21 protein-coding genes are annotated in these 26,801 nt (G+C 37.4%); 17 read left to right on the top strand and 4 right to left on the bottom strand.

Annotated elements, in window-relative coordinates; all coding sequences use genetic code 11:
• Positions 1–24 precede the first annotated feature (24 nt).
• Positions 25–1,998 carry an oxidoreductase gene (locus CACET_RS18825; RefSeq protein ID WP_044825615.1) on the bottom strand — a complete coding sequence of 658 codons (1,974 nt, stop codon included), beginning with the start codon at positions 1,996–1,998 and terminating at the stop codon, positions 25–27.
• Between the two features lie 520 nt (positions 1,999–2,518).
• On the opposite strand from CACET_RS18825, the gene CACET_RS18820 reads away from it, so the two are divergent.
• The 9 genes from CACET_RS18820 (at position 2,519) to CACET_RS18780 (ending at position 14,348) form a co-directional block, all read left to right on the top strand.
• Positions 2,519–4,174: a sigma-54 interaction domain-containing protein gene (locus CACET_RS18820; protein WP_052661504.1), complete on the top strand. Its 1,656-nt coding sequence runs from the start codon at positions 2,519–2,521 to the stop codon at positions 4,172–4,174.
• A 346-nt stretch (positions 4,175–4,520) separates the two neighbouring features.
• Positions 4,521–6,074: a BCCT family transporter gene (locus CACET_RS18815; RefSeq protein ID WP_044825614.1), complete on the top strand. Its 1,554-nt coding sequence runs from the start codon at positions 4,521–4,523 to the stop codon at positions 6,072–6,074.
• A 74-nt stretch (positions 6,075–6,148) separates the two neighbouring features.
• The gene (locus CACET_RS18810; protein WP_044825613.1) at positions 6,149–7,117 is read left to right on the top strand and encodes an ATP-binding protein; all 969 of its coding nucleotides are present in this window, start codon (positions 6,149–6,151) and stop codon (positions 7,115–7,117) included.
• Positions 7,118–7,159: 42 nt separating this feature from the next.
• A complete protein-coding gene (locus CACET_RS18805; RefSeq protein WP_242846947.1) occupies positions 7,160–8,710 on the top strand; it encodes an HAL/PAL/TAL family ammonia-lyase in 1,551 nt (516 codons plus the stop codon).
• A gap of 1 nt (position 8,711) precedes the next feature.
• On the top strand, positions 8,712–8,954 hold the full coding sequence (locus CACET_RS18800; protein WP_044825612.1) for a hypothetical protein: 243 nt from the start codon (positions 8,712–8,714) through the stop codon (positions 8,952–8,954).
• A 222-nt stretch (positions 8,955–9,176) separates the two neighbouring features.
• Complete coding sequence (locus CACET_RS18795) at positions 9,177–9,635, top strand: (2Fe-2S)-binding protein (protein ID WP_044825611.1); 459 nt, start codon at positions 9,177–9,179, stop codon at positions 9,633–9,635.
• A gap of 26 nt (positions 9,636–9,661) precedes the next feature.
• Positions 9,662–10,558, top strand: coding sequence for an FAD binding domain-containing protein (locus CACET_RS18790; RefSeq protein ID WP_044825610.1), 897 nt, complete (start codon positions 9,662–9,664; stop codon positions 10,556–10,558).
• Complete coding sequence (locus tag CACET_RS18785) at positions 10,543–12,807, top strand: xanthine dehydrogenase family protein molybdopterin-binding subunit (RefSeq protein WP_044825609.1); 2,265 nt, start codon at positions 10,543–10,545, stop codon at positions 12,805–12,807. Before CACET_RS18790 ends, CACET_RS18785 begins: the two co-directional genes overlap by 16 nt.
• 14 nt (positions 12,808–12,821) lie before the next feature.
• Positions 12,822–14,348, top strand: a complete 1,527-nt coding sequence (locus CACET_RS18780; RefSeq protein WP_044825608.1) for an HAL/PAL/TAL family ammonia-lyase — start codon at positions 12,822–12,824, stop codon at positions 14,346–14,348.
• A 92-nt stretch (positions 14,349–14,440) separates the two neighbouring features.
• Here the strand turns inward: CACET_RS18780 and CACET_RS18775 are convergent, their stop codons facing one another.
• Positions 14,441–15,274 carry a MurR/RpiR family transcriptional regulator gene (locus tag CACET_RS18775; protein ID WP_044825607.1) on the bottom strand — a complete coding sequence of 278 codons (834 nt, stop codon included), beginning with the start codon at positions 15,272–15,274 and terminating at the stop codon, positions 14,441–14,443.
• A gap of 172 nt (positions 15,275–15,446) precedes the next feature.
• Here CACET_RS18775 and CACET_RS18770 point away from each other — a divergent pair, with 172 nt between their 5' ends.
• The 5 genes from CACET_RS18770 to CACET_RS18750 are packed head-to-tail and all read left to right on the top strand — an operon-like array spanning position 15,447 to position 20,788.
• Positions 15,447–16,235, top strand: a complete 789-nt coding sequence (locus CACET_RS18770; RefSeq protein ID WP_044825606.1) for a sugar phosphate isomerase/epimerase family protein — start codon at positions 15,447–15,449, stop codon at positions 16,233–16,235.
• Complete coding sequence (locus CACET_RS18765; RefSeq protein ID WP_052661503.1) at positions 16,226–17,248, top strand: ABC transporter substrate-binding protein; 1,023 nt, start codon at positions 16,226–16,228, stop codon at positions 17,246–17,248. Before CACET_RS18770 ends, CACET_RS18765 begins: the two co-directional genes overlap by 10 nt.
• 44 nt (positions 17,249–17,292) lie before the next feature.
• Positions 17,293–19,017, top strand: a complete 1,725-nt coding sequence (locus tag CACET_RS18760) for an ABC transporter permease (protein WP_144414811.1) — start codon at positions 17,293–17,295, stop codon at positions 19,015–19,017.
• Between the two features lie 5 nt (positions 19,018–19,022).
• Positions 19,023–20,072: an ABC transporter ATP-binding protein gene (locus tag CACET_RS18755; protein WP_044825717.1), complete on the top strand. Its 1,050-nt coding sequence runs from the start codon at positions 19,023–19,025 to the stop codon at positions 20,070–20,072.
• On the top strand, positions 20,069–20,788 hold the full coding sequence (locus tag CACET_RS18750) for a phosphatase (protein ID WP_044825605.1): 720 nt from the start codon (positions 20,069–20,071) through the stop codon (positions 20,786–20,788). The genes CACET_RS18755 and CACET_RS18750 overlap by 4 nt, the downstream gene beginning before the upstream one ends.
• Positions 20,789–20,836: 48 nt before the next feature.
• Here CACET_RS18750 and CACET_RS20650 read toward each other — a convergent pair whose 3' ends face one another.
• Entirely contained in the window at positions 20,837–21,010 is a 174-nt protein-coding gene (locus CACET_RS20650; RefSeq protein WP_158386135.1) for a hypothetical protein, read from the bottom strand.
• 194 nt (positions 21,011–21,204) lie between these two features.
• Between CACET_RS20650 and CACET_RS18745 the strand changes: the two genes are divergently transcribed.
• Positions 21,205–22,062 carry a methylenetetrahydrofolate reductase gene (locus CACET_RS18745; RefSeq protein ID WP_044825604.1) on the top strand — a complete coding sequence of 286 codons (858 nt, stop codon included), beginning with the start codon at positions 21,205–21,207 and terminating at the stop codon, positions 22,060–22,062.
• A 93-nt stretch (positions 22,063–22,155) separates the two neighbouring features.
• On the opposite strand, the gene CACET_RS18740 is transcribed toward CACET_RS18745, so the two are convergent.
• A complete protein-coding gene (locus CACET_RS18740) occupies positions 22,156–23,346 on the bottom strand; it encodes a coenzyme F420-0:L-glutamate ligase (protein ID WP_044825603.1) in 1,191 nt (396 codons plus the stop codon).
• A 447-nt stretch (positions 23,347–23,793) separates the two neighbouring features.
• Between CACET_RS18740 and CACET_RS18735 the strand changes: the two genes are divergently transcribed.
• Complete coding sequence (locus tag CACET_RS18735) at positions 23,794–25,131, top strand: sodium-dependent transporter (protein ID WP_479722645.1); 1,338 nt, start codon at positions 23,794–23,796, stop codon at positions 25,129–25,131.
• Positions 25,132–25,341: 210 nt separating this feature from the next.
• On the top strand, positions 25,342–26,730 hold the full coding sequence (locus CACET_RS18725; RefSeq protein ID WP_044825601.1) for an MATE family efflux transporter: 1,389 nt from the start codon (positions 25,342–25,344) through the stop codon (positions 26,728–26,730).
• Positions 26,731–26,801 lie beyond the last annotated feature (71 nt).

The raw sequence follows: 26,801 nt of genomic DNA, 5'->3' as shown, positions 1-26,801 counted from the left end.
TCCCCCTCTTCTGATTTATTATTCTTATAATTCAAATGCCGCTTTATATCCGCTGCCAATAGCCCCTTCAATACGTCCTACTTTTGCTGCATCTCCAAGCAATACAACCTTATCAAACACTGTCTGCATTTCTTCCAACAGCTCTGTATTCGATGCTGTTCCCAGTGAAACGATTATGGCATCAAAATTGAAGATTTTAGCTTCTTTAGTATCTGTAGTTTCCATGGTTACAGTAGTTCCCTCAATTTTTATCAATCTATGCTTTGGGAATAATTTAACGCCATACTCTGTAATTCTCCCCATAATATCGATCAAGCTTTGGAAAAAAACTCCCGGTCCTATCTTATCTTCCATTTCAAAAACAGTTACTTCATTGCCCTGAGCACCTAATAGTTCTGCGGTTTCAATTCCTGTCATTCCTGAACCAATGACAGCTACTTTTTTGTCCCTAAGTGTTACTTTTCCACTCAATATATCAATAGGAGTAAAAATCTTCTCTCCTTCAATTCCTGGAAGAGACTTTGGCATTATTGGAATAGATCCTTGTGCTACGAACACTGCATATGGATTTAATTCTTTTAGTTCTTCTAGCGTAGGTGCATGATTTAATCTTATTTCCACACCCAAGTCTTCTAACTGTGCTTTTTGATAATCAGTTAGCCAAGCTGTTTTTCCCTTTTTTGGAGGCTTAGAAGCATATAGAATTTGTCCCCCAACTTCATGATTTTTTTCAAATACAATGGGGTTGAATTTCCGCTTTGCTAATATCCGAGCTGCTTCCATACCTGCCGGTCCGGCACCAACAACTGCAACTACACGATTTTTACCATCCTGCTTGAGATGAGCATCGCCAAAATGTGTTTCTTTGCCTCCTTCATAGTTGATGGCACATGCCATAGGCATTTGATTTATATCTGTCATCATTAATGATTCCATACAATGTAGGCAAGAGATGCATTTTCTAATAGATTTTTCTTTTCCTTGTTGTGCCTTATTTCCCCATTCAGGATCAGCAAAAAACTGTCTGGCAGACCCAACAAAATCAACTTTTCCTTCTTGTAAAATCTGCTCTGCATATTCTGGCTCACGTATAACAGACACACCAATTACTGGAATAGAAACCGCTTCTTTCACTCGGGTGGGAATGTGAATTTTCCAGCCCTGATCGAAGCCCACCGGCTCCCATGCGGTATTCATTGTTTCATAAATACCACAGCTTACATCAAGAGCATCAACCCCTTGGGCTTCTAAATGTTTTGCAATTTTAATTCCATCCTCTAAATTTAACCCCAACTCTGGATGCCCTACATAGCTCATAAACTCATCTGCAGAATATCTCACAATAATAGGATAATTTTTTCCACATTCTCTGCGGATTCCTGCAATAATCTCATCTAAAAATCTCATGCGGTTTTCAAAACTTCCACCATATTCGTCTGTTCTTTTATTTGTGTAGGGGCTTAAAAATTCACCGATCAAATAGCCATGTGCACCATGAACTTCCACTGCATCAATTCCTGCCTTTTGTAATCTTTTCGCCCCCTGAATGAATCTATCAATGGTATCATTAATTTCTTCTTTTGTCATCTCATGAGTTGGTTGATGAACTGCCTGACATTCTGTTGCACTGGGTGCTTGCATGGTTGTATTTCCATTAATTGCTGCTATACCCTGACGTCCAGGATGATAGATTTGAACAGCTATTGCTGACCCGTACTTATGAATTTCATCCGCTAGTTTTTTTAAGCCTTCAATATGTTCGTCATTATCCACTGCCATCTGGTGGCAATTTCCTTTTCCAATTTCTAAATTAATACAAGCACATTCAGTGATGACAAGGCCTACGCCCCCCTTTGCCCGTGCCCCATAAAATGCTATATCCGCATCAGAAACACAGCCATCTGCCTCTGCCAGGTAATTTCCCATTGCTGTCATAACGATTCGATTACGGACTGTCATGGTGCCTATCTTTTTTGGCGAAAATAGTTTTCGATACATATTATCTCTCCCTTCATCTAGTGAGACTATTTCATAAATAATTGTATCATGATCCTACCTCGATACGCATCGTAGAAAAGTGAAGTTGTTAAATAATCGACATCAAATATATTACATGCTCTTTTCATAATTTTTTATAGATATGACCCTCTATATTTGTAATAAATTGCAATAAGTTTTTAAAGCAGAAAAAGCCCGGTATTTCTTAGTAGAATGAAAAACCCTGATAGAGGTAGCGATATTATGTTATCATAGGCATTACTAAACAGCCTAACAGTATAGATATAGAAATATGCAAAAGATGCTTGATACAAGAGGAAATCAGATGTTTTTTTTATGTCAGAAACTTGCCCTCAAAAGCAAAGACTTCCTTTAAATTTAAAATAGGATAGATATATTGCATATATATAGAAACTACTATATAATATCGATAATTAAAAATTAAAGAAAAGCAGCATACTGTTAGATGAATCCTATGACTTTTATACAAAGTGTGGAAAAAGATAAATGGAGGCAGACAATGGCTATCGTTGATTTGATAATAAAAACAGATTTAAAACTTCAGATAAAAGAAATACTTTGTATTGGCTCAAGTAAAGGGTGGTTTCACGATGAAACAAGGAGTCATCTGATAGGTCAAAAAATAGACGATGTATTGGGGACAAGCAACAAACAGGATGAAGGTGTAGTAGAGATACAAGGATACTTTTTCAAGTATCAGTGGGTTGAGGAATCCAAGGGTGGAGCCTTATACTTAAGCCGTGATAATCTACTTCTGGAACTTTTCCAACAAACGATTAAGCATGTGGAGGAAGGGATTCAGATTTATGATCGAAATGGATACTTTTTACATGCTAATCCTGCCAGTGAAAAGCTGGAGATGTTCAACATAGATGATTTTAGAGGAAAACATTTGTTGGATTTATATGACCTAAAGGAAGAATATAGTACTGTCTTGACAGTGTTGAGAACACAAGAGCCTGTTATCAATCGATGTGATCGTTTTAAAAGTATATCAGGCAAAAGCTTAACCACTATTAACAACGCTTATCCTTTGATAATTAATGAAAAAGTATATGGGGCGGTTGTTTTCGAAAGTGATTTATCGCTGTTAAAACAAATAAAAAATAAGTCTTTTAATAGTGAAGCATATTTAGCGGATGAACATTCTAAAAAAAAGAAGAATCTATATACCTTTAATGATATCATTCATCAATCAGGGTGTATGAAAGAAACCATTCATTTTGCGAAGAAAGTATCTCTGACAGATTCTAGTATCATGATTGAGGGAGCCACGGGAACAGGGAAAGAGCTGATCGCCCAGAGCATACATTCTTTTGGACATAGAAGATACAAATCATTTATAGGAGTCAACTGTAGCGCCATACCTCATAATCTCTTTGAAAGTACTTTTTTCGGAACAGAGAAGGGCGCGTTTACAGGAAGTGTTGCAAAGCAAGGGTTGTTTGAGATGGCAAATGGAGGAACATTATTCTTAGATGAAGTAAACTCTATTATACCAGAGATGCAGGCAAAGTTATTGAGAGTACTGCAGGAAAAACGGTTTCAAAGAGTTGGAGGCAGTCAAGAAATCCGATGTGATGTACGAATCATTGCTGCAGTTAATGAGGATACTGATGAGCTGATTCAACAGCAAAAAATCCGAAAGGATTTTTATTATAGGATATCTACGGTAAAAATCCAGGTTCCTTTTTTGCAGGAAAGAAAAGAAGATATCGCTACGCTTGCCCAACACTTTTTAGATGGCTTATGCAAAAAATATAATAGGCGGAAAGCTACTTTTGATAAAAACACTATTGATATATTTATGCAGTTTGATTGGCCAGGAAATGTGAGAGAACTGGAACATGTGGTAGAATATGCATTCAATCATGCTCCTGAAAATACCGAACAATTTGCACAGGACAATCTTCCCAACTATCTACAGACATTAAAAAGTGTAACCCATAGAACTGAAACCAGGAACATATCTCAAAATATAAAAGTTAGTTCTACAGGCACATTTGATGAACGTATGGAAGAAGTTGAAAAGGCCATCATTGAAAATACTCTTGCCGAATATGGAGGAAATATTACCCACAGTGCAAAAGCATTAGGTATGAGTAGGCAGAATTTACAATATAGGGTGAAAAAACTAAATATTTTCAACAGATAAAGCAAAATAATTTTGCATATGCGCCAATTTTTTTGGCGCTGTTTTCATGGCTTTTTTTAATAAAATATACAGAGGAAGCATTAATGTGCAAATTTTTTTTGCACATTAAAAATTTATTATTTAAAATGCAATAGAATAAATCTGTAAATTTCAACTGTTTCACCAAAATGAAAAAAACAAAAAAGTGGCACTATTCTTGCTACTTTAATAAAGCAAAGGTAACATTATTATTGAATGGACCAATGGATTTAATTCTATAATAATGAAGATTTCTAAACGTGGAGGTGAAGGTCGTAGTTTAGTGTATATTAGAATCACAAATAATGAATAAAAGGAGGAAAACTGGATGCAAACAAAAGTAAAACCTGTATCAAGACCAATACGTAAAGGCGTATTCTGGCCATCTATTCTTGTAATCGGCGGGTCCGCTTTATTAGGATTATTTAATAATGAAATGTTGACTACAGTTGCTACAAATATTTTTCTATGGTCCCTTAGAACCTTCGGGTGGCTTTATCAGATTATTTCTGTTGTTGCAATAATCCTTGTGGCTATTATCACCTTCTCGAAACTCGGTAAAATTCGTTTTGGAGGAGAAGGTGCTCAACCAAAGTATTCCTTTGGAGCTTGGTTTGCCATGGCCCTTACCGGTGGAATTGCAACCGGTGTAATCACATGGGGTGTTAATGAACCAATTATTTATTTTGGAAACGTATGGGGTGAATTGTCTCAAACTGGAATCACTGCTGGCTCAGCAACTGCAGCAGTATTTGCTCTTGGCAGAGCATTCTATAACTGGACTTTTGTGCCTTATGCAATGTATTCATTATGTGGGCTTGTAGTAGCTTATATGTATTTTAATCGAAAAAAACCACTATCTGTTACAGCCTCCCTTATTCCTTTATTTGGGGACAAAGTTACAAAGGGTGTCTGGGCAGATATTATTGATACACTAGCTGTTTTAGGGATTGCGTTAGGATTGTCTGCTTCCCTTGGTGCAGGACTAACATTAGTAAGTAGTGGGTTAGAGATGACTTATGGTATTCCACAGAATGCTATGGTTTGGTTAGTTTTATCAGTGGTAATCACAGTTACCTTCACTATTTCATCTTTATTAGGAATCGATAAAGGAATCAAATGGTGCTCCAGTGCAAATTCAAAAATATTCTATGTTTTATTGATTTTCTTATTTATCGTTGGACCTACATTATATATTTTAAGACTGACTACAGCGGGTATGGCTTATTGGCTGCAGAATTTCTGGATATGGGGGCTAGATCCTATTGATATAGGCGGAGAAGCATTAGTCATGTGGTGGACACTATATGACTGGGCTATCTGGATTGCTTATGCACCGTTGATGGGTATATTCCTTGCCATTATTTCTTACGGAAGAACAATTCGTCAGTTTATGATCATTAACTGGATTATGCCATCACTGTTTAGTGTTGCTTGGTTTGGTATCTGGGGAGGAACTGCAATTTACTGGCAGACAAATGGCACTCTGGATTTAGTAGCTACAATTAATGATCATGGTGCAGTTGCTGCCCTGTGGGCATTCCTCGGAAACATACCATTTGGCGCTGCTATTATACCAGTAGTAATGATTACACTAATTCTATCCTTCTCAACAGCTGCCGACTCTATCAATAGAACTGTTGCTTCCTTGTGTACGAAAGATATTGATCACGATGAAGAACCTGCTACTTGGCAGAAATTGCTTTGGGGGATTTCCGTTGGTACAATTGCCTACCTAATGGTAGCATTTGCAGGTGGTTCTCAAGGTGTTGACGGTGTTAAGTTTCTCTCAGCAGCAGGAGGTTTTGTGGTACTATTTGTATTTGTTCTTCAAGTGGCTTCCTGTTTCAAAATGTTCTTTATTGATAAGGTTGAGAAATAAAGGCCTTACGGTGGAATTGTTAGGAAGAGGAGCAAATGCTCTTCTTCCTGATTAAATCCAAGGAGGAAATAATGATGGATAATAGAGGCTACTTAGATGTAGTAAAATATTATGAAGTACCTGAGTTGTTTTATCACTTAGTTAAGGTAATGTTAACAGAAGATGAAATAAGACTGATAAGCCTCATGAAGAAAAACCAGTTTACTTACAGTGGATTGATAGAATTCATTCATGAAAATTTTGATAGGGACAGTAGTTTATTTTTAAAGAATTGTTATAAAAGGGCAGTAATTAAAAAAATTGAAAAGCATAAAAAGACGTATTATACAACGGATACTTTCTACACAAGGTTATCTTATTTTGCCCAATATGAATTAGACAAATGGCAAGGAGTTGCTGAGGATGACAGAAAGAAGCTGGATGTGTGGTGTTTTGGCACTTATGTAGATAAAATACGAGGGACGATTGAGAAGAAAATTAGGGGAAAAAATATACCCCTTCACAATAGTGATATAATAACTTTAAAAAAAGCACAAGAAATGATTGATTCTATGGAAAAAGAAATTTATTTGCAACCTTGCAACTGTAGATCTATAGCACAGGCCTGTGATAAGCCTAAAAATGTATGTATTCAGTTTGGATGTGAAAACAATACGCCTGCTGATAGAGGATGGGGAGAACAACTGACAAAGGAGCAGGCAAAACAGATTTTGAAGGAAGCAAATAAACAGGGGCTTATCCATTCTGGAGAAGAGGAAGCCTTGTGTAACTGCGACAGATGTTGTTGCTATCCCTTTCGAGCAGCAGAAATATTGGGTTCCAAAAAAATATGGCCCAAAACAGAGTATGTCATCCAGTGGGATGAAGCGTCCTGCATTCATTGTAAAAAGTGCATCAAAATCTGTAATTTCGGTGCTTTCTACAGCTTGAAAGAGAATGAGGTAAAATTTGATAGAGAAAAATGTTGGGCCTGTACCATATGTGCAGAAAATTGCCCTAAACATGCAATCGCTTATTATAAAGCAACAGATGTAATACTATAGAAACAATAAAAACATGCAAGATACACAGGGGAGGCATACAAATTGACAAAGCATATACCGGCTAAAAGGATTGATAAGGTTATTCTTGGTGGTCGAATTACTATAGAGGAGTTTGTGGCAGTAGCAAGATATGGTGCTGTTGTGGAATTTTCTGATTCTTACATTGAAGGTGTCAAGAAGTCAAGAAGTCTTGTTGAAAAATGGATTGATGAAGGGCGTGTTATGTATGGTGTGACAACCGGTTTTGGCGCTCTATGTACCCAGGTAATCTCTAAGGAAGACACAGCTAAACTGCAAAGAAATATTATTCTGTCCCATGCTACTTCCGTAGGAGAACCCCTTTCTATTGAGGAGGTGCGAGGAACCATGCTGATGATCTTACAGAATGTAGGGCAGGGTTATACAGGAGCTCGAATCGAGACGGTGGAATTATACAGACAATTTCTGAACCGAGGTATTACACCTTTTGCCCCTAAGGAGGGCTCTGTAGGATATCTCAGTCCTGAAGCCCATATGGCAATGGTCTTGATGGGAGAAGGCAAAGCTTATCTACAGGGAGAACTTCTTTCTGGGGAAGAGGCGTTGAAAAGAGGGGGTGTGGAACCCACCGTACTATCTGCCAAGGAGGGTTTGACACTGGTATCTGGAACCACCAGTGTTACGGCTATAGGGGCACTAGCCCTCCATGATATGTTAAAGGCATCGAAAGCAGCGGATATAATCGGGGCTATGACTTTGGAAGTCCTCAAAGGGACCATCAGAGCCTTTGATGAACGATTGATGGGGGTGCGTCCCCATGAAGACCAATCCAATACCGCTGAAAACGTAAGAAAGATTCTTGGTGATTCTAAGATTGCTAAACATTTCCAGGATTATCGTCTACAGGATGCATTATCCCTTCGATGTATTCCTCAGCTTCACGGTGCAGCGAAAAAAACACTAAAGGATGCGTTAAAAACCATTGAAATAGAGATGAATGCCTGCTGTGACAATCCCATTATCTGGCATCAGGAAGAGGATGGGGAAGCAATCTCAGGATGTAATGCAGATTCTTCTTATATAGGAATAGAAATGGACTCAGCCTGTATAGCCGGCACCATGATTGCAAAGATGTCAGAACGGAGAAACAACCGATTGGTGGATGGCAACTACTCTGAATATCCTTCCTTTCTTGTTAAGAATCCAGGGTTGAATTCAGGGCTGATGGTCCCACAATATACTCAGGCAGGCTTAATAAATGATATGAAGATTCTTTCTCATCCCGCTACAGTGGATGGTATACCAACCTGTGGCAATCAAGAGGATTATGTGGCGATGGGCTATAATGCTTCTAAAAAAGCAAGACAGATTGTAGAAAAGCTGGAATATGTTTTAGCTATTGAGCTATTGTCTGTATGGCAAGCCCATCAATTTATGGAGGAAGGGTTATTGCCCAGCAGTGCTTCCAATGCAGTACTAGATGAAATTGCTTGTACGGTACCCAAGATGGAGGAAGATCATTATCTTTATCCCCATATCAATACTTTAAGAGACTTAATTCACTCAGGTAAAATTATAGAGTTGGTGGAAGAAAAAATCGGAAAGTTGGTGTAAAATGAAAGTAGAAATGGATATTAGAAAGATTTTTTTAACACCCCCATCAACGATGGTTGAGCGTGTTATATTACTTCTTCTAATGGTTGTTACCTTTATCCTGTTTTTCAGTCCCCTTCGTTTTTCTCCAATATCTCCCCTGGAAGCGGCACTAACAGCAGCTGTTCCTTCCTTAACGATTTCTTGGGGATGGGTGGTATTTCTTCGATCTGTTTTTAAGAAAAGAGAATTTTGTAAAAAATAGATATAGAGAATAAGTCATGCTTGAAGAAACGAGAGTAGTCCATGTAAGGGCTGCTCTTATTCAATATCGTGAGAAGATAAGACTGCAGGATAATAAAGGTGAGATGTCTGGTGTGAAATAATGATGAAACAATTTTATATGCTGATCTTAAGGAGATTAAGACGGTATAATTAAAAAAATAGAGTATCATATAGGTGGACAGCAGCTTAAGGAGGAATGGATATGTATTTAGAGTGTACCGTTAATGGAGAAGGACATAGGCTAGAGGTAGATGCACGAGCTAGATTATTGGATGTACTAAGAGATAAGCTGGGTTTAACAGGAACAAAAGAGGGCTGTGGTGAAGGAGAATGCGGGGCTTGTACGATAATCATGAATGGACTAGCCATTAATGCCTGCCTTGTATTGGCAGCTCAAGCCAATAGGAAAGAGATACTAACGGTAGAAATTTTAGAACAAGACGGAGAATTAGATGGTTTGCAAAAGGCATTCATAGAGAATGGTGCTGTACAATGTGGATACTGCACCCCTGGAATGTTGATGTCCTGCAAGGCGTTACTGATGCAGAACCCTAATCCTAATGAAAAAGAAATACGTAGGGCAATAGAGGGGAATTTATGTCGTTGTACAGGCTATACAAAAATTGTTAAGGCAGTAAAGGAAGTTGCAGAAAAGAAATAAGAAGCTGTGATAAAGGAGCGTTATTCATGAGTGATATCGTAATAAAAAGGCCAAAGGATATGGAGACTTTAGTCAAAGAACTATCCAATGCAAATGATCAGACCTACCTGTTGGGGGGAGGAACAGATCTTATGATTAAACTGCAAAAACATAGGATATATTCTGGAACAATTATAGACTTAACGGGTATTGAAGAGCTCAATTATATTCAAAGAGAAAAAGGTATGATGAAAATAGGAGCTGTTGCTACCTTTACAGAGATTAGCAACTATCCCATGATCAAAAGGTATGCCAATTGTTTAGCGGAGGCTGCCAGAAAGGTTGGTTCAACACAAATAAGAAATATTGCCACTATAGGAGGAAATATAGGAAATGCAGCACCCTGTGCTGACACAGTTACTGCATTAATGGCTTTAGATGCAAAAATAAAGGTTATTAATGGCATGGGAGAGATCATGATAAAGCCTATAGATGAAGTTGTTATAGGATCAGAGCAAAATGCATTGAAGAAAGACGAAGCAATAATTGAAATTCTTTTTCCAATAGTAGATAAAAACTGGAAAAGTGCCTTTGCTAAATTGGGTAGCAGATCAGCAGTAACAATATCTAAGTTAAATATGGCTATTGTATTGGAGGTTAATGAGAGTAATATTATCCAGGAAGTAAAGGCAGCTATTGGCGCTCTTGGTCCAAAGGCCTTTAGATCGAAGGTTGTTGAAGAGGCTTTATTAGGAAAAAAAGTCTCTCAAGCCTTATTGATAGCATTACAGGAGGCGTTAATCAAACAGGTGGATCTCTCTATATCAGGAAGAGGTTCCCATCCCTATAAAAAAGATGCTGTTGGAGGGATTGCAGATGAAATATTTCATAGTCTACTTTCCCATGATGATGCAGGAGGTGAGGAAGCATGCAGCAGAAACTAAAATATGTCGGCGAAAATGTTCCTATACATGATGTAAAGGAAAAGGTAACAGGAAAAATTAAATATGTTGGGGATATGCTGCTGCCTGACATGCTATATGCAAAGCTTGTATTAAGTACCATCCCTCATGGAAACATAGTAAAAATTCACACCTCAAAGGCAGAGGCTGTACCAGGAGTAGTAAAGATATATACCCATCATAATACCCCCTCCACCCTTTATAATAGCCATAAGTGGATTGCAGGTCTAGAGGTAGTAAAGGATGAGCGGCTGTTCGCGGAGAAGGTGAGACATGTTGGAGATAGGGTAGCTGCGGTGGTTGCCAAGGACAAAGAAACAGCAGAATATGCAGCTTCCTTAATTGAAGTAGAATACGAGGTGCTGCCATCTATTATAGATCCCTTAGAGGCATTGAAGGAAGACTCGGTTAAGATACATGCAGAGGGTAATAAAATTGTAAACAAAGAGATAAAATGCGGTGCACCAGAAGAAACTTTTGATGAGACAGAGATTATGGTAGAGAGTCAATTAACCACTCAGAAAATACATCATGCTGCCATGGAGACCCATGTGTGCCTTGCGGCAGTAGAAGCCAACGGACATTTGACGGTATGGGCTCCCTGCCAAGTGGTGTATCAAGTGCGTCTCATTATTTCAGAGGTGCTGGGATTGTCGGTAAATAAAATAAGAGTGATTAAACCCCCAATGGGAGGCTCCTTTGGAGGAAAAGGCATACCTACGTTGGAACCTGTATGTGCTTTTATATGCTATGATTTAGGCAAGCCTGTAAAACTACAAATGGATAGAAGAGAGAGTATTATAGCTACTAAAACAAGAAACGCTACAATAGGTAAAGTGAAAACTGCTATTGATAGAGAGGGCAATATATTAGCAAGGGATATAGAGATGTTGGTAGATGGTGGAGCATATTTCACCAATGCTGAAGCTGTAACCATGGCCATGGGGAAAAAAGCCTTTAGATTATATAAAATAGATAACCAGCGATATAGAGGGGAAGCGGTGTATACCAATACCCCTGTAGGAGGCGCCTGTAGAGGCTACGGTTCTCCACAAATTCATGCTCTTACAGAAATCAATATAGACGCTGCAGCAAAAAAAATCGGAATGGATCCTGTAGAATTCAGATTAAAAAACCTAGTTAAGCCCTTTGACAAGGATCTCATAGGAGGTCCGGATTTAGGCAATGCACGAGTCATTGACTGCGTTAAAAAAGGTATGGAGGTCTTTGAATGGAAGAAAAAATATAATCGTACAAAGGATACCGGAAGATTTGTAAGGGGAGTAGGCATGGCCTGTGCAACCCATGGCAATGGCTACTATGGTGCTTATCAAGATTTTATAACCATGGATTTACGGCTTACAGAGGATGGAGAAGCCATATTAAAATCCGGCATTCATGACTTGGGGTGCGGCACTGTTACCACCATGAAGCAAATCGTTGCAGAGGTCTTGGATATTGAGCCTAATGAGGTGCTGGCAACGGAAGGGGATACCCTGTTGAGTCCCTTTGATTCGGCTGGCACACAGGCCAGTAGGGTAACCTTTGTATGCGGTGGTGCAGCTATGAAAACCGCGGAGCTATTAAAAGAAAAACTTCTTATAAGTTCAGCCAAAGTATTAAATTGTTCTCCGGCAGAAATCATCATTGAGTCAGGAGAAATATGGAATAGAAATCATTGTGAAGAAAAAATCAGCTATGGTGAGATGGTAATTAAACTACAACGAGCCTTTAAGGAGGATATGCATATCAATTATACCTATCAATCCAAGGGAAATCCGGCTGTATATGCTGCCAATTTCGCTGAGGTAGAAATAGACACCTTTACAGGATTAGTGAAAGTCTTAGATGTAGTAGCCGTTCATGATATAGGCAAAGCCATCAATCCGGGCTTTGTCGAAGGTCAGGTACAGGGGGCTATTCAGATGGGCATTGGATTTGCACTGACGGAGGAAATTACAGTGAATGAGGATGGCAAGATTGGGGCTGATAATTTCAGCAAATACCATGTTGTAAATGCTCCTGATATGCCGGATGTAAGGGTACTGTTGGTTGAAGAAGGAGAAGAACATGGGCCCTTTGGAGCAAAAAGCGTAGGCGAAGTCTGTACAGTACCAATAACACCGGCTATTCTCAATGCCATCAATCATGCCTTGGAAATCAACATTCATTCCTTACCGGCGACTCCGGAAAAAGTTTTACAAGCTTTAAGAGATAAAAATATAGGTTAGGGGTGTAGCTTGAGATGGAAAACAAATCAATTGTTCTTGATGGGAAACATTTAACCATTGATGAAGTTGTGGAGATAGCACGGGAAGGGGTAACAGTAAAAATAGAGGAAAGCACCATGAGGATCGTAGAAGCCTCAAGGACATTGGTCTATGAATTGGCCAATAGTGATGTGCCGGTTTATGGGTTTAATAGGGGTGTAGGGTTAAACAAAGACAGAGAAGTGGTTGCAAAGTACTATTCAGAATACAATCGCAATCTTATCCTAGCACATTGTGTGGCGGTAGACCCGGAGGCAAGCCAAGAAGATGTAAGGGCTATCCTGTTAGCTCGTTTGAATACGCTGTTGCTTGGTTGTACAGGGATACAACCAGCAATTGTAACAATGTACAAAGATTTTCTAAACCATAGGATTCATCCCATTATTCCGGAAAGAGGCTCTATCGGGGAAGGAGATATCACTTGCCTGTCCCATATTGGCTTGGCTATGATTGGAGAAGGAGAGGTTTATTATCAAGGTGTCAGAATGATGGCAGCAGAGGCATTGGAGAAAGCAGGGCTAAAACCCATTGTTTTAGGTCCAAAGGATGGCTTGGCAATTGTATCCTCCAATGCTTTAGCAGCAGGACCAGGTGCAATGGTACTAAAGGATGCGGAGGACTTGGTGGAGATGGCAGATATCGTATATGCTTTAACCCTGGAAGGCTTTCGGGGGAATGTAACCCCCTTAGATCCGAAAACCTATGAAGTAAGACCTTTTCCTGGGCAAGCCTGCAGTGCTGAAAAGGTAAGAAAATACCTAGAGGGAAGCTATCTATGGTTGCCAGGAGTGACGGAATCATTACAGGACCCATTAAGCTTAAGGGGTTCTTGTCAGGTTCACGGCTCTGTCAGGGATGCCTTGGAGTATGTAAAAAAATATATGGATATACAGCTTAATTCTTCTGATGATAATCCCTGTGTTCTGCTAGATGAAAAAAGAATGATATCCTGTTCCAATTATGAGGTGACAACTTGGGTTTTGGGCTTTGAAATGTTAGGGATTGCCTTAAGTCATCTATCCAGAAATGCCTGCTACAGAACCATCAAATTAGGGACCCCTAAGTTCACCGGACTATCGAGGTTTCTAACACCAGCTGATACCAGTGTAATCGCTTATGGAACTATTCAAAAATCCTTTACATCCTTGGATACAGAAATAAGGCACCTATCAAATCCAGCAACAGTAGATTACTATTCTTTAGCTGGAGATATAGAGGATCATGCCAATAATTCACCCTTTGTGGTGAGGAAAACAGCAAAAATCTTAGACAATCTATACTATATATTAGGGATGGAAGCGATGCATGCAGTGCAAGCAATAGATTTAAGAAAAGCAACCCGATTAGGAAAGGGTACAAGGACCGCCTATGAAGTCATGCGTACAGAAATACCTTTTTTAGAAAGGGATAGGAATCTTTCAATTGATATCAAAAAAGCTTATAATATAGTAAAGTCCAAAGCAATTTTGAAGGCGGTTAAAGAAGCTGTAGAGGATAGATAAAACAAAAGCGACAACCGTCGCTTTTGTTTTATCTAAAAGAGAGGGGAAAAAATCATATCTATATAGGGAATACAAGGGTTAGAGCCTAAACACTATCTTTTTATCAGCCCCTGGTATTGAGCTCTTAACTGATTTAACTTTTCTAAATGCCTCACGGATACTTCAGATTTCATGGCAATTTTTATAATTAAACAGTCCACAACAGACATCGGCGCAACCATAGAGTGATATTCAGCTTGTTCTCCTCGATAACTATAAATAAAGGCATCACATTTTTCGTGTAAGCTATGAGATAAAATATCGGTGAATATAATTAAAGAAAAATCTATATTTTCTTTTTCATTCAATATAATGGATATTTCAGAAAGAAGACGACTGTAGCAAAAAACTATAACAAGATCTTCTTTATTAATATTGATTAGATATTCATATATTGATGAGCCGCCAGAAATCAAGATAAACTCTATACCCAGTCTTCTGAGGCGATATTCCATGATGTTAGCTATACCCAAGGAAGCATCGGTGGCAAAAACATATATTTTTCTATGTAACAAAATCAAGTCGGCGGCAAGATCTATTTTATTGTAGTCTAATAATTCTAAAGTCTTTTCAATAGTTTTTATATTTTTAATAAAAACCCCATCTAAATCTTCATCTCTTTTCTTTATCTCCTGCAGGGTATTTTTAATTTTTGATAAAGGCGTAGATTCAACTTTTTCAACCATATGCTTCTGAAAATCCTTTATGTTAGTGTAGCCTATCTTTTTCCAAAAACGACTTATCGTTGCATTGCTAATTCCGGTTTTTTTCGAAATTTCATCAGAGCTTTCACAATATAGTTGTCTTTCATTTTTTAAAAGATAATCTAAAACAATGTGATCATTTTTAGATAATTTTGTTTTGTCAATTTCATCCAATCCTATCATGGATATCCTCCTTTATTATTTAATGACTACAGTATATAAAAACCAAACCATAAATGCAAATAAATTTTCATAATAATAATACGAAAAATTATTAACATTAAATTAATAGTATTATAACTTCCTTTTAACATATTACATGTAGAATGTTTCTATGGACGGGAGGGAGGAACCTATGAAAAATATTTATATCTCATCTAATTTAATGTGGGATGCATCCCTGGAGGAAATGTTCCAAGTGGTGGAAACCTACGGCCTTGGAGGTATAGAGTTCTGGGCACAGCACATGGAAGCCAAAGATTACGATATAGAAGTCTGTAGAAATAAATTAGAGCAATATCAATTAGCGTGTATCGTGCATGGGAAAAGCTGGGACTTAAATATAGCATCTTTAAACAAAGAAATAAGAAAAACTTCTTTAATGGAAATAAAAAGCTCCATTGATTTAGCCGCTAAGCTTGGTGCAAAAGAGGTTACAATTCATCCTCCAAGAGAAACCATTGGAGGGGATAGGGAAACCTGTGTCAAACTGGCTAAACAAGGTCTCAAGGAGTTAATAGCTTATGGAGAGGAAAATGAGATTAATATTTCTTTAGAAATTATGGAAAACATTCCAAAAGAATTGATTACAAATGCAACAGAGCTTATAGAAGTAATGGGTGAAGAGTATAAAAGAATTTCTTATACACTGGATTTAGCACATTGCGAAAGTATTGAGGCGTTTAACATATTGCATGATGCCCTTTATCAAGTTTCAAAGATACACATAAGCAATAGGCAGGGCAACAAGCTGCATACTCCTTTATCCAAAGGAGACTATAATTTTTACGAACTAATGCCATTATTGGAAAGCAAAAAAGTGCCGTTAGTTATTGAAGGATTTGAAAGGGGCAATGAATTTAAGGATTTAAAGGAAAATATTAATTTATTAAAAAAAATAAAGGAGGATTTACCATGTCTTTAAAAACAAAAATTATGGCAGGTGTTTTAGCAGGAGGACTTATTTTGTTAGGAACAGGATGTCAAAAAAAGGTAGAGGTCCAAAACCCAAGTACTGAGGCCCTAAATGGAGTATTGACGGTATATACTTCCCAACCTGAGGCAGATATCCAAGCTCTGGTTGAAAGCTTTAACACTGTTTATCCAGACATCAAAGTAGATATTTTTCGAAGCGGAACAGAAGAGGTAGTAAGTAAAGTACTGGCTGAAAAGGAAGTAAATGCAGTTCAGGCAGATGTATTGCTTGTTGCAGATGCTCCTACTTTTGAGATGTTAAAATCAAAGGATTTGCTAATGAGCTATGCATCACCTGAATTGGCAGGTATCAGTGATGATTTCTACGATGAAGAAAACACTTATACAGGTACGAAAATAATTTCTACAGGAATCATTGTAAATACTGATGTAGTCAATGACAAAGTAGAATCCTTTGCTGATTTAACAAAGAAAGAGCTTGATGACAGCTTAATAATGCCAAGTCCTCTTTATTCTGGAGCAGCAGCATATAATTTAGGTGTATTAACCAGAACCGAAGGGGTAGGATGGGAATTTTATGAATCCTTGAAAAGCAATGGAATTATTGTAGAAAAAGGAAATGGTGCTGTTCAAAGCGCAGTGGTGTCTGGACAAAAAGGTGCAGGAATAATTATTGATTACATGGCTCTCCGTGCTAAGGCTGATGGGGCTCCTGTAGAGTTTGTTTATCCCAAAGAAGGATCACTGATTATTACAGAGCCGGTGGCAATTCTTAAAAACACCAAAAATGAAGAATTAGCCAAGACTTTTGTAGACTATATTTTATCTGTAGAGGGTCAAAAAGCAACTGCTGCCATTGGCTATACCCCCATCAAATCAGGGGTAGCTGCACCAGAAGGCTTTAAAACAGCAGATGAGATAAAAAACCTGACCTATGAATTATCAATATTAGTAGAAAATAGGGACACCGATAAAGAAAAGTTCAGTCAAATGTTTCAATAGATTCAGTTAATGAAGGGAAAGAAAAGGCATGTATGGAGGATATTATGAGGATAAATAGAAAAGCATCTAAAAAAATCATTACAGGGTTATTCTACTGTTCGGTTATATTTGTTTTTATTTTACCATTAATTAGGCTATTGATTATGAGCTTTACAATTGGCGATGGCATTGGATTAAACCACTATCGTGAACTCCTTCATGAGGAAAGGACTATGAATTCCATTAAAAATACGATATTCATTGCCATTGGAGCAACCCTAGTTTCTGTTATAGCAGGAGGGATTTTGGCATTTCTTCTTGCTTATACAAACATTAAGAGAAAAAAGACAATAGAGGTTTTTATTTTATCTCAATTCATAATACCTTCTTATATTATAACTTTGGCATGGAGTAATTTACTTCAAGCAAAGGGGAGCATCAATCAAATCATGATGTATTTACATTTACCGATGTTTAATATTTATTCCATACCTGGAATTATTTTCATACTGGGTCTTTGCAATACCCCTTTGGTTTATATGATTACATTACACATGCTGAGAAAGATTCCTAGAGATTTGGAGTGGGCAGCTAGGGTTTCAGGCTATAGCCAATGGCAATCAATGATAAAAATCAATCTGGTACAAGCACTCCCAGCCCTGGTCAGTGGAGGCATACTGTCTTTTCTTTCTGCCATGGACAATTTTTCAGTGCCGGCATTTTTGGGAATATCTTCTAACATTCCCGTTCTCAGCACCTATATCTATGAAAAGGCTATAGGCTTTGGGCCCAGTGCATTTTCTCAAGCAGCAGCTTTATCAGTTATACTCTCCATCATAGCCATAACAGGTACCATATTCCAGGGCAGCTTTGTCAGAAAATCCTCGAGTATGGATAGTATTAAAGAGGATGCTTCCCTACGGGTGGTGCTTCAACACAAAACAAGAAGAATTGTAGAATGGGTTGTACTACTGATATTTGCTTTTATCAATATAGTACCTTTAACCAGTATGATCATTACTTCCTTCCAAAAATTTTTCGGAGGAAAGCTGTTGATTTCTAATATGACAATTAGAAATTATGCATTTGTTTTCAGCAACAGAGGAGTAAGGACTGCAGCCTTTAACAGTCTAGCTTTGGCTTTGATTACATGCATCATTTGTATTGTCATTGGGACAATCATTGCTTACATGAAAGTAAGAAAAAATTCAAAGTCTGTAAAATTAGTGGAAATAGGGGCATCCTTGACCTATGGCGTTCCTGGGATTGTACTGGCACTGGCTATGATATTCCACTGGGCCAGGGTTCCCAATGTTTATGGAACCATAAGAATTTTGATGATATCTTATATCACCAGATATTTAGTCCTTCAAATCAAAGGTAGCACAACGGCGACTTTATCCGTTGAACCTTCATTAGAAGAAGCATCCGCAATATCTGGAAGTAGTTTATATAGAACCTGGAGAGAAATTATCATTCCATTAATCAGCAAACAGGTGTTAGTCAGTTCTTTCTTTATTTTTATTTCCTCAATGACTGAACTTACCCTATCTTCAATGCTGGCGGCTGCAGGAACAAGAACCATAGGTCTAACTGTTTTCAACCTGCAGCAAGCCGGCACCTATAATATTTCTGCAGCGTTATCGGTTATTATTGTTGCTTTTATATTGACGGGATATCTGGTATCCGTACTCATACAAAAATTAAGCATAGCAGCCATATATAAAAAATTGAAAACACCTAAAGTTTTTACAGAAAAAATAAAGAAACCATGTTTTGAGGAAAGGTGATGGAGATGAGTCTAATAATCAACAATCTAACGAAAGAATTTGGAAAAACAAGGGCTTTAGACAATATCTCTGTTGAGATAAACAATGGAGAATTTATTGCAATACTTGGACCCTCAGGCTGTGGGAAAACAACTCTTTTAAGAATTATTGCAGGATTTCTTGAACCAACCAACGGCGTAGTAAAAATGGATGGAAGGATATATTCCGATGGAGAAGCTAGTCTTCCTATTGAGGATAGAAATTTAGGAATGGTCTTTCAATCCTTTGCTTTGTGGCCCCACATGAATGTAAGAGAACACATAGAATTTCCTTTGAAAAGCAAAAGAAATAAAGCTGTTGCCGAGGATATAAAAAAGGACCTTGTAAACAAAGCAATGGAAAGCACAGGTTTAAAAAAATTAGCCTATAGGCTGCCAGGAGAGCTATCGGGAGGGCAGCGACAGCGGGTTGCTTTAGCAAGGGCCATTGTATCCAAGCCAGATATACTATTGATGGATGAACCTTTAAGTTCTTTAGATGCTGAGCTTAAAGTAAATATGAGAAAAGAAATTCAAGATATTCACAGGATGACGGGTACAACCATTGTTTATGTTACCCATGATCAAAGCGAAGCTTTAGCAATGGCAGACAGAGTTATCATTATGAAAGATGGAAAAATAGAGCAAATTGGAACACCAGAAGAAATATACGAAAAACCCAAAACAGAGTTTGCAGCGGTTTTCGTAAGTAAGTGCAATATAATAAAGGGAGAATGGAAGGATGATATCTTCTATCTAAGAAATTATGACGTAACCTATAAAAGGTGTGATGTTGACAGGTACTTCATTGAAAAAAATCTATATCCAATCAGACCAGAAGGGTTAGAAATTATTAAATTTAATTCAAAGGTCAAAGGAATACAAGGTACTATAATCAATAAACAATATAATGGCAGAGAAATTCACTACACAGTGCAATGTAAAGAAGATAATTATATTGTCTACACAGAAGCAAATAAGTGTATAGAATTAGGAGAAAAAGTTACGTTGATAAAAAAAGAGGAGACTATAAATTGAATGCATTGATAGATTTACACACACATACTATAGCAAGCGGGCATGCCTACAGTACCCTGAAGGAGAATATTGAAGAAGCATCCAGGAAAGGAATCCTGGTTTTAGGAACAAGTGACCATTCCATCTGCATGCCGGGAGGTCCAAATGAATTTTTTTTTGAAAATTATAAAACCATAAAAAATCAGATTATGGGGGTACAAATTTTAAGAGGAATTGAAGCTAATATCATTAACTATGATGGGAACATCGATGTAAATCAAAAAATGATTAAATATATAGACTATGTTATAGCAAGTCTACATTCCCACTGTATAGACAGCGGTTCAATACAAGAAAATACCAGAGCTATAGTTGGTGCAATGAAAAATCCTTATGTTAAGATTATTGGACATCCAGATGACGATAGATTTAAAATAGATTATGATATTGTCGTTGAAAGTGCTAAAAAATATAAAGTGGCTTTAGAACTTAACAATTCTTCTCTTCTGGATCATTCTGCAAGACTAAATGGAAGGAAAAATGCAAAAGAAATGCTGCTAAAAGCAATTAAAAATGAAGTCTATATCATTATGGGAAGTGATAGCCACATTTATTATGATGTGGGAAGGTTTGATGAAGCGCAGGCTCTGCTTAGGGAAGTTGAATTTCCTGAAAGGTTTGTAATCAACTACAATTTAGATAGATTAAAAGAAGTGTTAAGGCAAGCGTCTGGATAGTCAGCGGATGGGGTTGCTATGCAGTGGGGTTGGGTATCTATATTAAGATCATAAAAGGATCTTTAACAATATAGTAAAAGTAATTAACGAAAGCAATGTAGTTGCTGATACAATAAGAGTTGCATATTCTTTTTCTTTATCAAAGCTTTCTGCTAATATTGAAGTCATGGCAGACATAATAATGATTGTATTTGCAGCTTTTGATGGACTTCTCAGCAACAAAGAGAACAAGTAGATTATGGCGGCATCATAAGTATAAACGATAAATATTATCTAATAATAAAAATTTTCAAACAATAAGTATTGAAAATTTCCAGGGTCTGGTATAAAATAATTACAAATCCAATCAGTATAAGGGTACACTATAACTGCAGCTTTGTTTTGACACAATAAAAATTATTAAGGAGGACTTTAAAATGAAAGTAACTGAAATTATGAAGAAAAAAATGAGTTTTTCCTTTGAGGTATTTCCACCTAAAAGTGAGCAGCCATTAGAGCCTCTTTTAGATACACTGGAGCATCTTTATAAATTCAATCCTGATTTTGTCAGCTGCACTTATGGGGCAGGAGGATCAAATGCAGGAAGAAACATGGAGATTTGCAAGGCTATTAAGGATAGCGGAAAATCAATACCTGTTACCCATTATACCTGCATCGGAAATACAAAGGAAAAGATAAGAGAAGAATTAGAGACATATTTGGCTATGGGAGTAGACCATATCTTGGCTTTGCGTGGAGATTTCCCCAAAGGATGGGAAGGTACAAGAGGGGACTTTAATTATGCTAATGAATTAGTGGCATATATTAAAAACAACTTTCCTGAGTTTACCATTGCCGTTGCAGGAAATCCTGAAAAGCATTTTGAAGCTGCATCCTTCGATGCTGATATTACTCACCTACGGATGAAACAGGATGCGGGTGGAGACTATATCATGACCCAGTTGTGTCATGATGTAGATCAGTATTCTTGGTGGGTAGAAAGGATACGAAAGGCAGGTATTACTATGCCTATAGATGTAGGTATTATGCCAGTTCTGTCGAAGGACCCTACTATTCGAATGGCAGTATCTAATGGTAGTGCTGTACCTCGGGATTTAGCAGAAATTATCGGAAGATACGGCGATAATCCTGATGACTTTAAAAAAGCAGGAAAAGAGTATACCGTTAAACAAATACACAAATACATAAATGCTGGAATAGATGGACTGCATATCTATTCATTAAATAGATGGAAGGATGTCTCTGACATTATTCAAGCTGCAGGCTTAAGATAGATTGCTTCAGCATAGAGATAACCAGCTACAGAACTTAATTTTCATAAACCAAGGGCTGCATTTGCAGCCCACGTTTTTTGTATAATATAGCTTTTATTTTGTGTAGTTATCAAAATAGCCTTGGATATATACTACAGGGGTTCCCTTGTCTCCGCTGCCTGAGGTTAAATCGCAAAGAGAACCGATGAGATCGGTAATTTTTCTAGGGGTAGTACCTTGAGCCACCATGGCACCTGTAAGGTCTGTATCCTTATTCTTAATATACTCAGAGATTGCTTTTTTGAGCTCTTCTCCTCTTAAATCAGCAAAATTATTATCCGCTAAGTACTTAAGTTTCACTTCATTAGGCGTGCCCTCAAGACCTGCGGTATAAGCAGGAGATACAACCGGGTCTGCTAACTCCCATATTTTTCCTATAGGGTCTTTAAATGCTCCATCTCCATAAATCATCACTTCTAGATTCTTGCCTGTTTTTTCTCTAAGAATTGTCTGGATTTTGTCGACGATAGGCTGACAATTACGTGGAAATAGTTTGACACTGTTTTCAGTTGCTTTGTTTGAACCCAGGAGACCATAAGCTTCATTGTATCCGCTGCTATCAATCGATGTAGATAGGATTTCATCAAGACTATAAACCTTGTCCCCACCATTTGCTTTTAATATTTTCTTTGTCCTAAACCTTGTATGGATGTCACAGGTAAGAACATTTTTAGTATAGTCTAGGATTGTTTTAGGATTGTTTGAAAAGATAATCTCACATTCAATGCCATACTCTTCAATTAAAGACTTATAATAATCGATGTAATCAACACCTGTAAAGGGGTGTTTTATATATCCAAAATAGTCTCGGTATTGTTTCTCCGTTAAAACATCTGTCCAGGGATTTACTCCCTTTTCATCCAACAGTTCCATATCTACTAGATGATTACCTACCTCGTCTGATGGATAACTAAGCATTAATATAATTTTTTTAGACCCCTTTGCAATACCACGAAGACATATAGCAAAACGATTACGGCTTAAAATTGGGAAGATGACACCTACAGTATCTTCACCAAATTTCATGTTTATATCTTTGGCGATAGCATCAATACTTGCATAGTTTCCCTGAGCACGGGCAACAACAGACTCTGTGATGGCAACAACATCTCTATTGTGTATATCAAAACCGTCTATTTCAGAAGCCTTTAATACTGTGTCTACAACAATTTCTTCTATATGGTCCCCTTGATTGATAATGGGAGTACGGAGTCCTCTAACCACCGTTCCTACGATTCTTTCCATTGATAATCTCTCCTTCAATATTTACTTGTATTTAAGTTAAACACACTATACTTGTACTATACATTATTTTTAATAAACATGCAAAAAGATATGTTACAAATAAATCCAATCACAAAATTTGATTGTATTTCCTGGATGGACATGATATAATTTATTCATTATTTAGTAGAAGGAGCTTTCCTATGGTAGTTAAATTTAATGCAATACATACAAATAAATATTATTATTATTACTATTATAGATAAAGTTTGCTGAGATGAAAAAATTCATAGATGCAAACTTGTAAATTGTTTTTAAAATACAGTTTGTATCTATGATGGTATATTGATAATGCAAAAAACCACGTAGATGCCCTATGTGGTTTTTCTTATGATAAAGCTTAAACCACATGGTATAAAGTCCACGTGGTTTTTCTGTTTTATAAATAGCATAAGGAGGTTGACAAAAATGGGCGTTAGCAAAATTGATGGAATTCATGAAAGGGAGGGTTTTAATAGTAAACTGGGATTTATACTATCCTGTGTAGGTTCAGCAGTGGGGTTAGGGAATGTATGGATGTTTTCATGGAGACTAGGTAGATATGGGGGGGCGGCCTTTCTTATACCTTATTTCTTATTTGTTTTTGTACTAGGAACAACAGGACTTATGGGGGAATTTGGATTAGGTAGAGCCAAGGGCAAGGGTTCTATGGCAGGGATTAAGGAAATACTAAAAGATAAAAAGATTGCAGGAGCATCTATTTTATCTATAATACCTACCTTAGGTGTAGCTGGTATTTTTTTATTTTATAATGTAGTAGTGGGCTGGGTTCTAAAATACTTTTCAATGAGTGTTGCTAATAACTTTAGAAATATAAGTGTAGAAACCTATTTAGATAGTTTTTTAGGAAGCGGTCAGACGATTTTTTGGATGGCATTGGCTATAGGAATAACAACGATTATATTGACCTTTGGTGTAAGTAAAGGTATAGAAAAGGCTAATAATATTATGATGCCTACGCTTTTTCTGGTATTTATTATTTTGCTAATAAGGGCATTGACACTGCCAGGGGCTTCTGAAGGGATTAAATATTTATTAATACCTCAATGGTCTTACCTATTAGACCCTATAACTTGGGTAATGGCACTGGGACAAGCATTTTTTACGGTATCTTTAAACGGAGCAGGTATGGTGGTGTATGGAAGTTATGCTGATAAAAACCTAGACATACCCTCATCAGCGGTTAATACAGTATTTTACGATGCCTTAGCAGCAATATTAGCAGCCTTTATTATCATTCCAGCAGCCTTCGCTTTTGGCTTAGATCCAGCTGCTGGACCAACGCTTTTATTTATAACAGTACCTACTATATTTAAATCTATGGCAGGGGGACACTTGTTTGGCACTATATTCTTTGCAAGTATTGTATTTGCTGCTATATCCTCTACGATAAACATGATGGAAGCCACCTCGGAAGCTTTTATGTCAAAAACTAATTGGAATAGAGGAAAAAGTGTGATTTTCATAGGAATAATATCCTTTTTCATTGCTATTCCCCTAAGTCTAAACATGAATTTATTTGGAGTGTTTTCTGATATTGTTACTATTTATATAGCACCTTTAGGAACACTTATTGCAGCAATAACCTTCTTTTGGGTGTATGGCGTAGAGAAGGCAAGAAAAGAAATAAATCATGGGGCAAAAAAACCTGTAGGTAAGTGGTTTGAATCTTTAGCGAAATATGTTTTTGTACTAGTTTCATTTATAGTCATTGTTTTAGGAATTGCCTATGGAGGGATTGGTTAGTCATATAATAAGCACAAGGGAGCAGGTTTTTGGTATGCTTCCTTGTGCTATTTTCATTTACTATAACTTACGTAAATATTCTTTAGGCGCATTAAAAGGATTTTATCTTATAAGTAGAGAAACTAATTCGCATACTAAAGATAAATTTTATGTAGAGGTGACTTTTATGGGTTTATGTGAAATTTATATAAAAGTTAAGAGGGGGATATAGTGGAGGACAAAAGAAAAAGTTTAGATTTATTGAAGGGAAATATCGGAAAAACCTTTATTTTACTTGCAATACCTATACTAATGGCTATGCTAATGCAAACTTTCTTTAATATTGTGGATACTTATTTCGTGTCAAGATTAGGAACGGATGCTATCGCTGCAATGGGACTAACCTTTCCGATTTTTATGTTAAGTATCTCCTTAGGGTCAGGTGTATCCATAGGGATTAGCTCTTTAGTAGCTAGAAGCATAGGAGCAGGAGAGAGGGAAAAGAGCTTTTTAGCAGCAGCTAATGGATTGTTGCTGGCAGTAGCCGTGGGTTTGTTCTTTTTTGCTTTTGGAATAACCATTGTAGATCCTATGCTGAGATTTATTGGAGCGGAAGGGGAGGTTTTTAGGATGGCAAGAAGCTACATCGTGATTGTAGCTATCACTATGCCCATCAAGTTCCTATTGGCTGCTATCGACGGGATCTTTCGAGGTGAGGGGAAAACAGGACTTTCAATGGTGGTTTTAGTAAGTGGATCGGCAGCAAATATTCTACTGGATCCTTTACTTATTTTTGGGCTAGGACCTTTTCCCAGGTTAGAAGTAGCTGGTGCTGCTGTAGCAACAGCAATTGCTTGGGCAATAGGAGTCATTATAGGAATTCTGTTTATTTTAAAGAAAAAAAGCAGCATAGTCTTAAGACCCCATCATTTTCGATGTAAATGGGAGTACATAAAAAATATTCTAGCAGTAGGACTACCTTCTTCTGTAGCACAAGGTGCGATTGCCTTTACAATGGTATTTGTCAATAGGTTTGCCATGGATTTTTCTCGGGAGGCAGTTGCAGCCTATGCCTTAGGTTTTCGAATAGATAGTATCGCTATTTTACCTGGAGTGGCTTTTGGAGCAGCCACTATTGCTATGCTGGGACAGAACTTTGGTGCAAAAAACTACCGTAGGGTAGAAGGTATCTTCAGAAAAGCAACAGTTTTTGGGATGTTGGTAATGGGGGCAATAGCAATTCTAGTCTGGATTTTTCCAAAGCCCCTATTAATGATTTTTTTAGAAGAATCTGGGGAAGGCGCTAGTGAAGTATTAAGACAGGGTACAAGCTATTTGCGGATTATGGCCCTAAGCTACATTTTTGTAGGGATGGGGATGGTAAGCAATGCTTCTTTTCAAGCTGTGGGAAGAGGAATACCTACTTTTGTAACAACGGCTATTCGTTTTTTTATTTTAGCTATACCACTAAGCTATACCCTAGCCTATTTATTTGGGCTTAAAACCATAGGAATATGGCTGGGGTTGTCTGTTTCAAACGTTTTTTTTGGTTTTGTGTCTAGATACTGGTTTTTATATTCTTTTTCTAAAGAGTACCGTTTGAAGAAGGATTTCCAATAGAAGAAACTTGCATACTTATCCTGAAAATCCTGAGAGAGAATGAGTTGTGATAATTTCGGATAGAAAGTTTT

The organism is Clostridium aceticum (assembly GCF_001042715.1).
GTDB lineage: Bacteria > Bacillota > Clostridia > Peptostreptococcales > Natronincolaceae > Andreesenella > Andreesenella acetica.
Note: the sequence above shows the minus strand (reverse complement) of the source record. Positions and strands in the feature narration are given on the sequence as shown.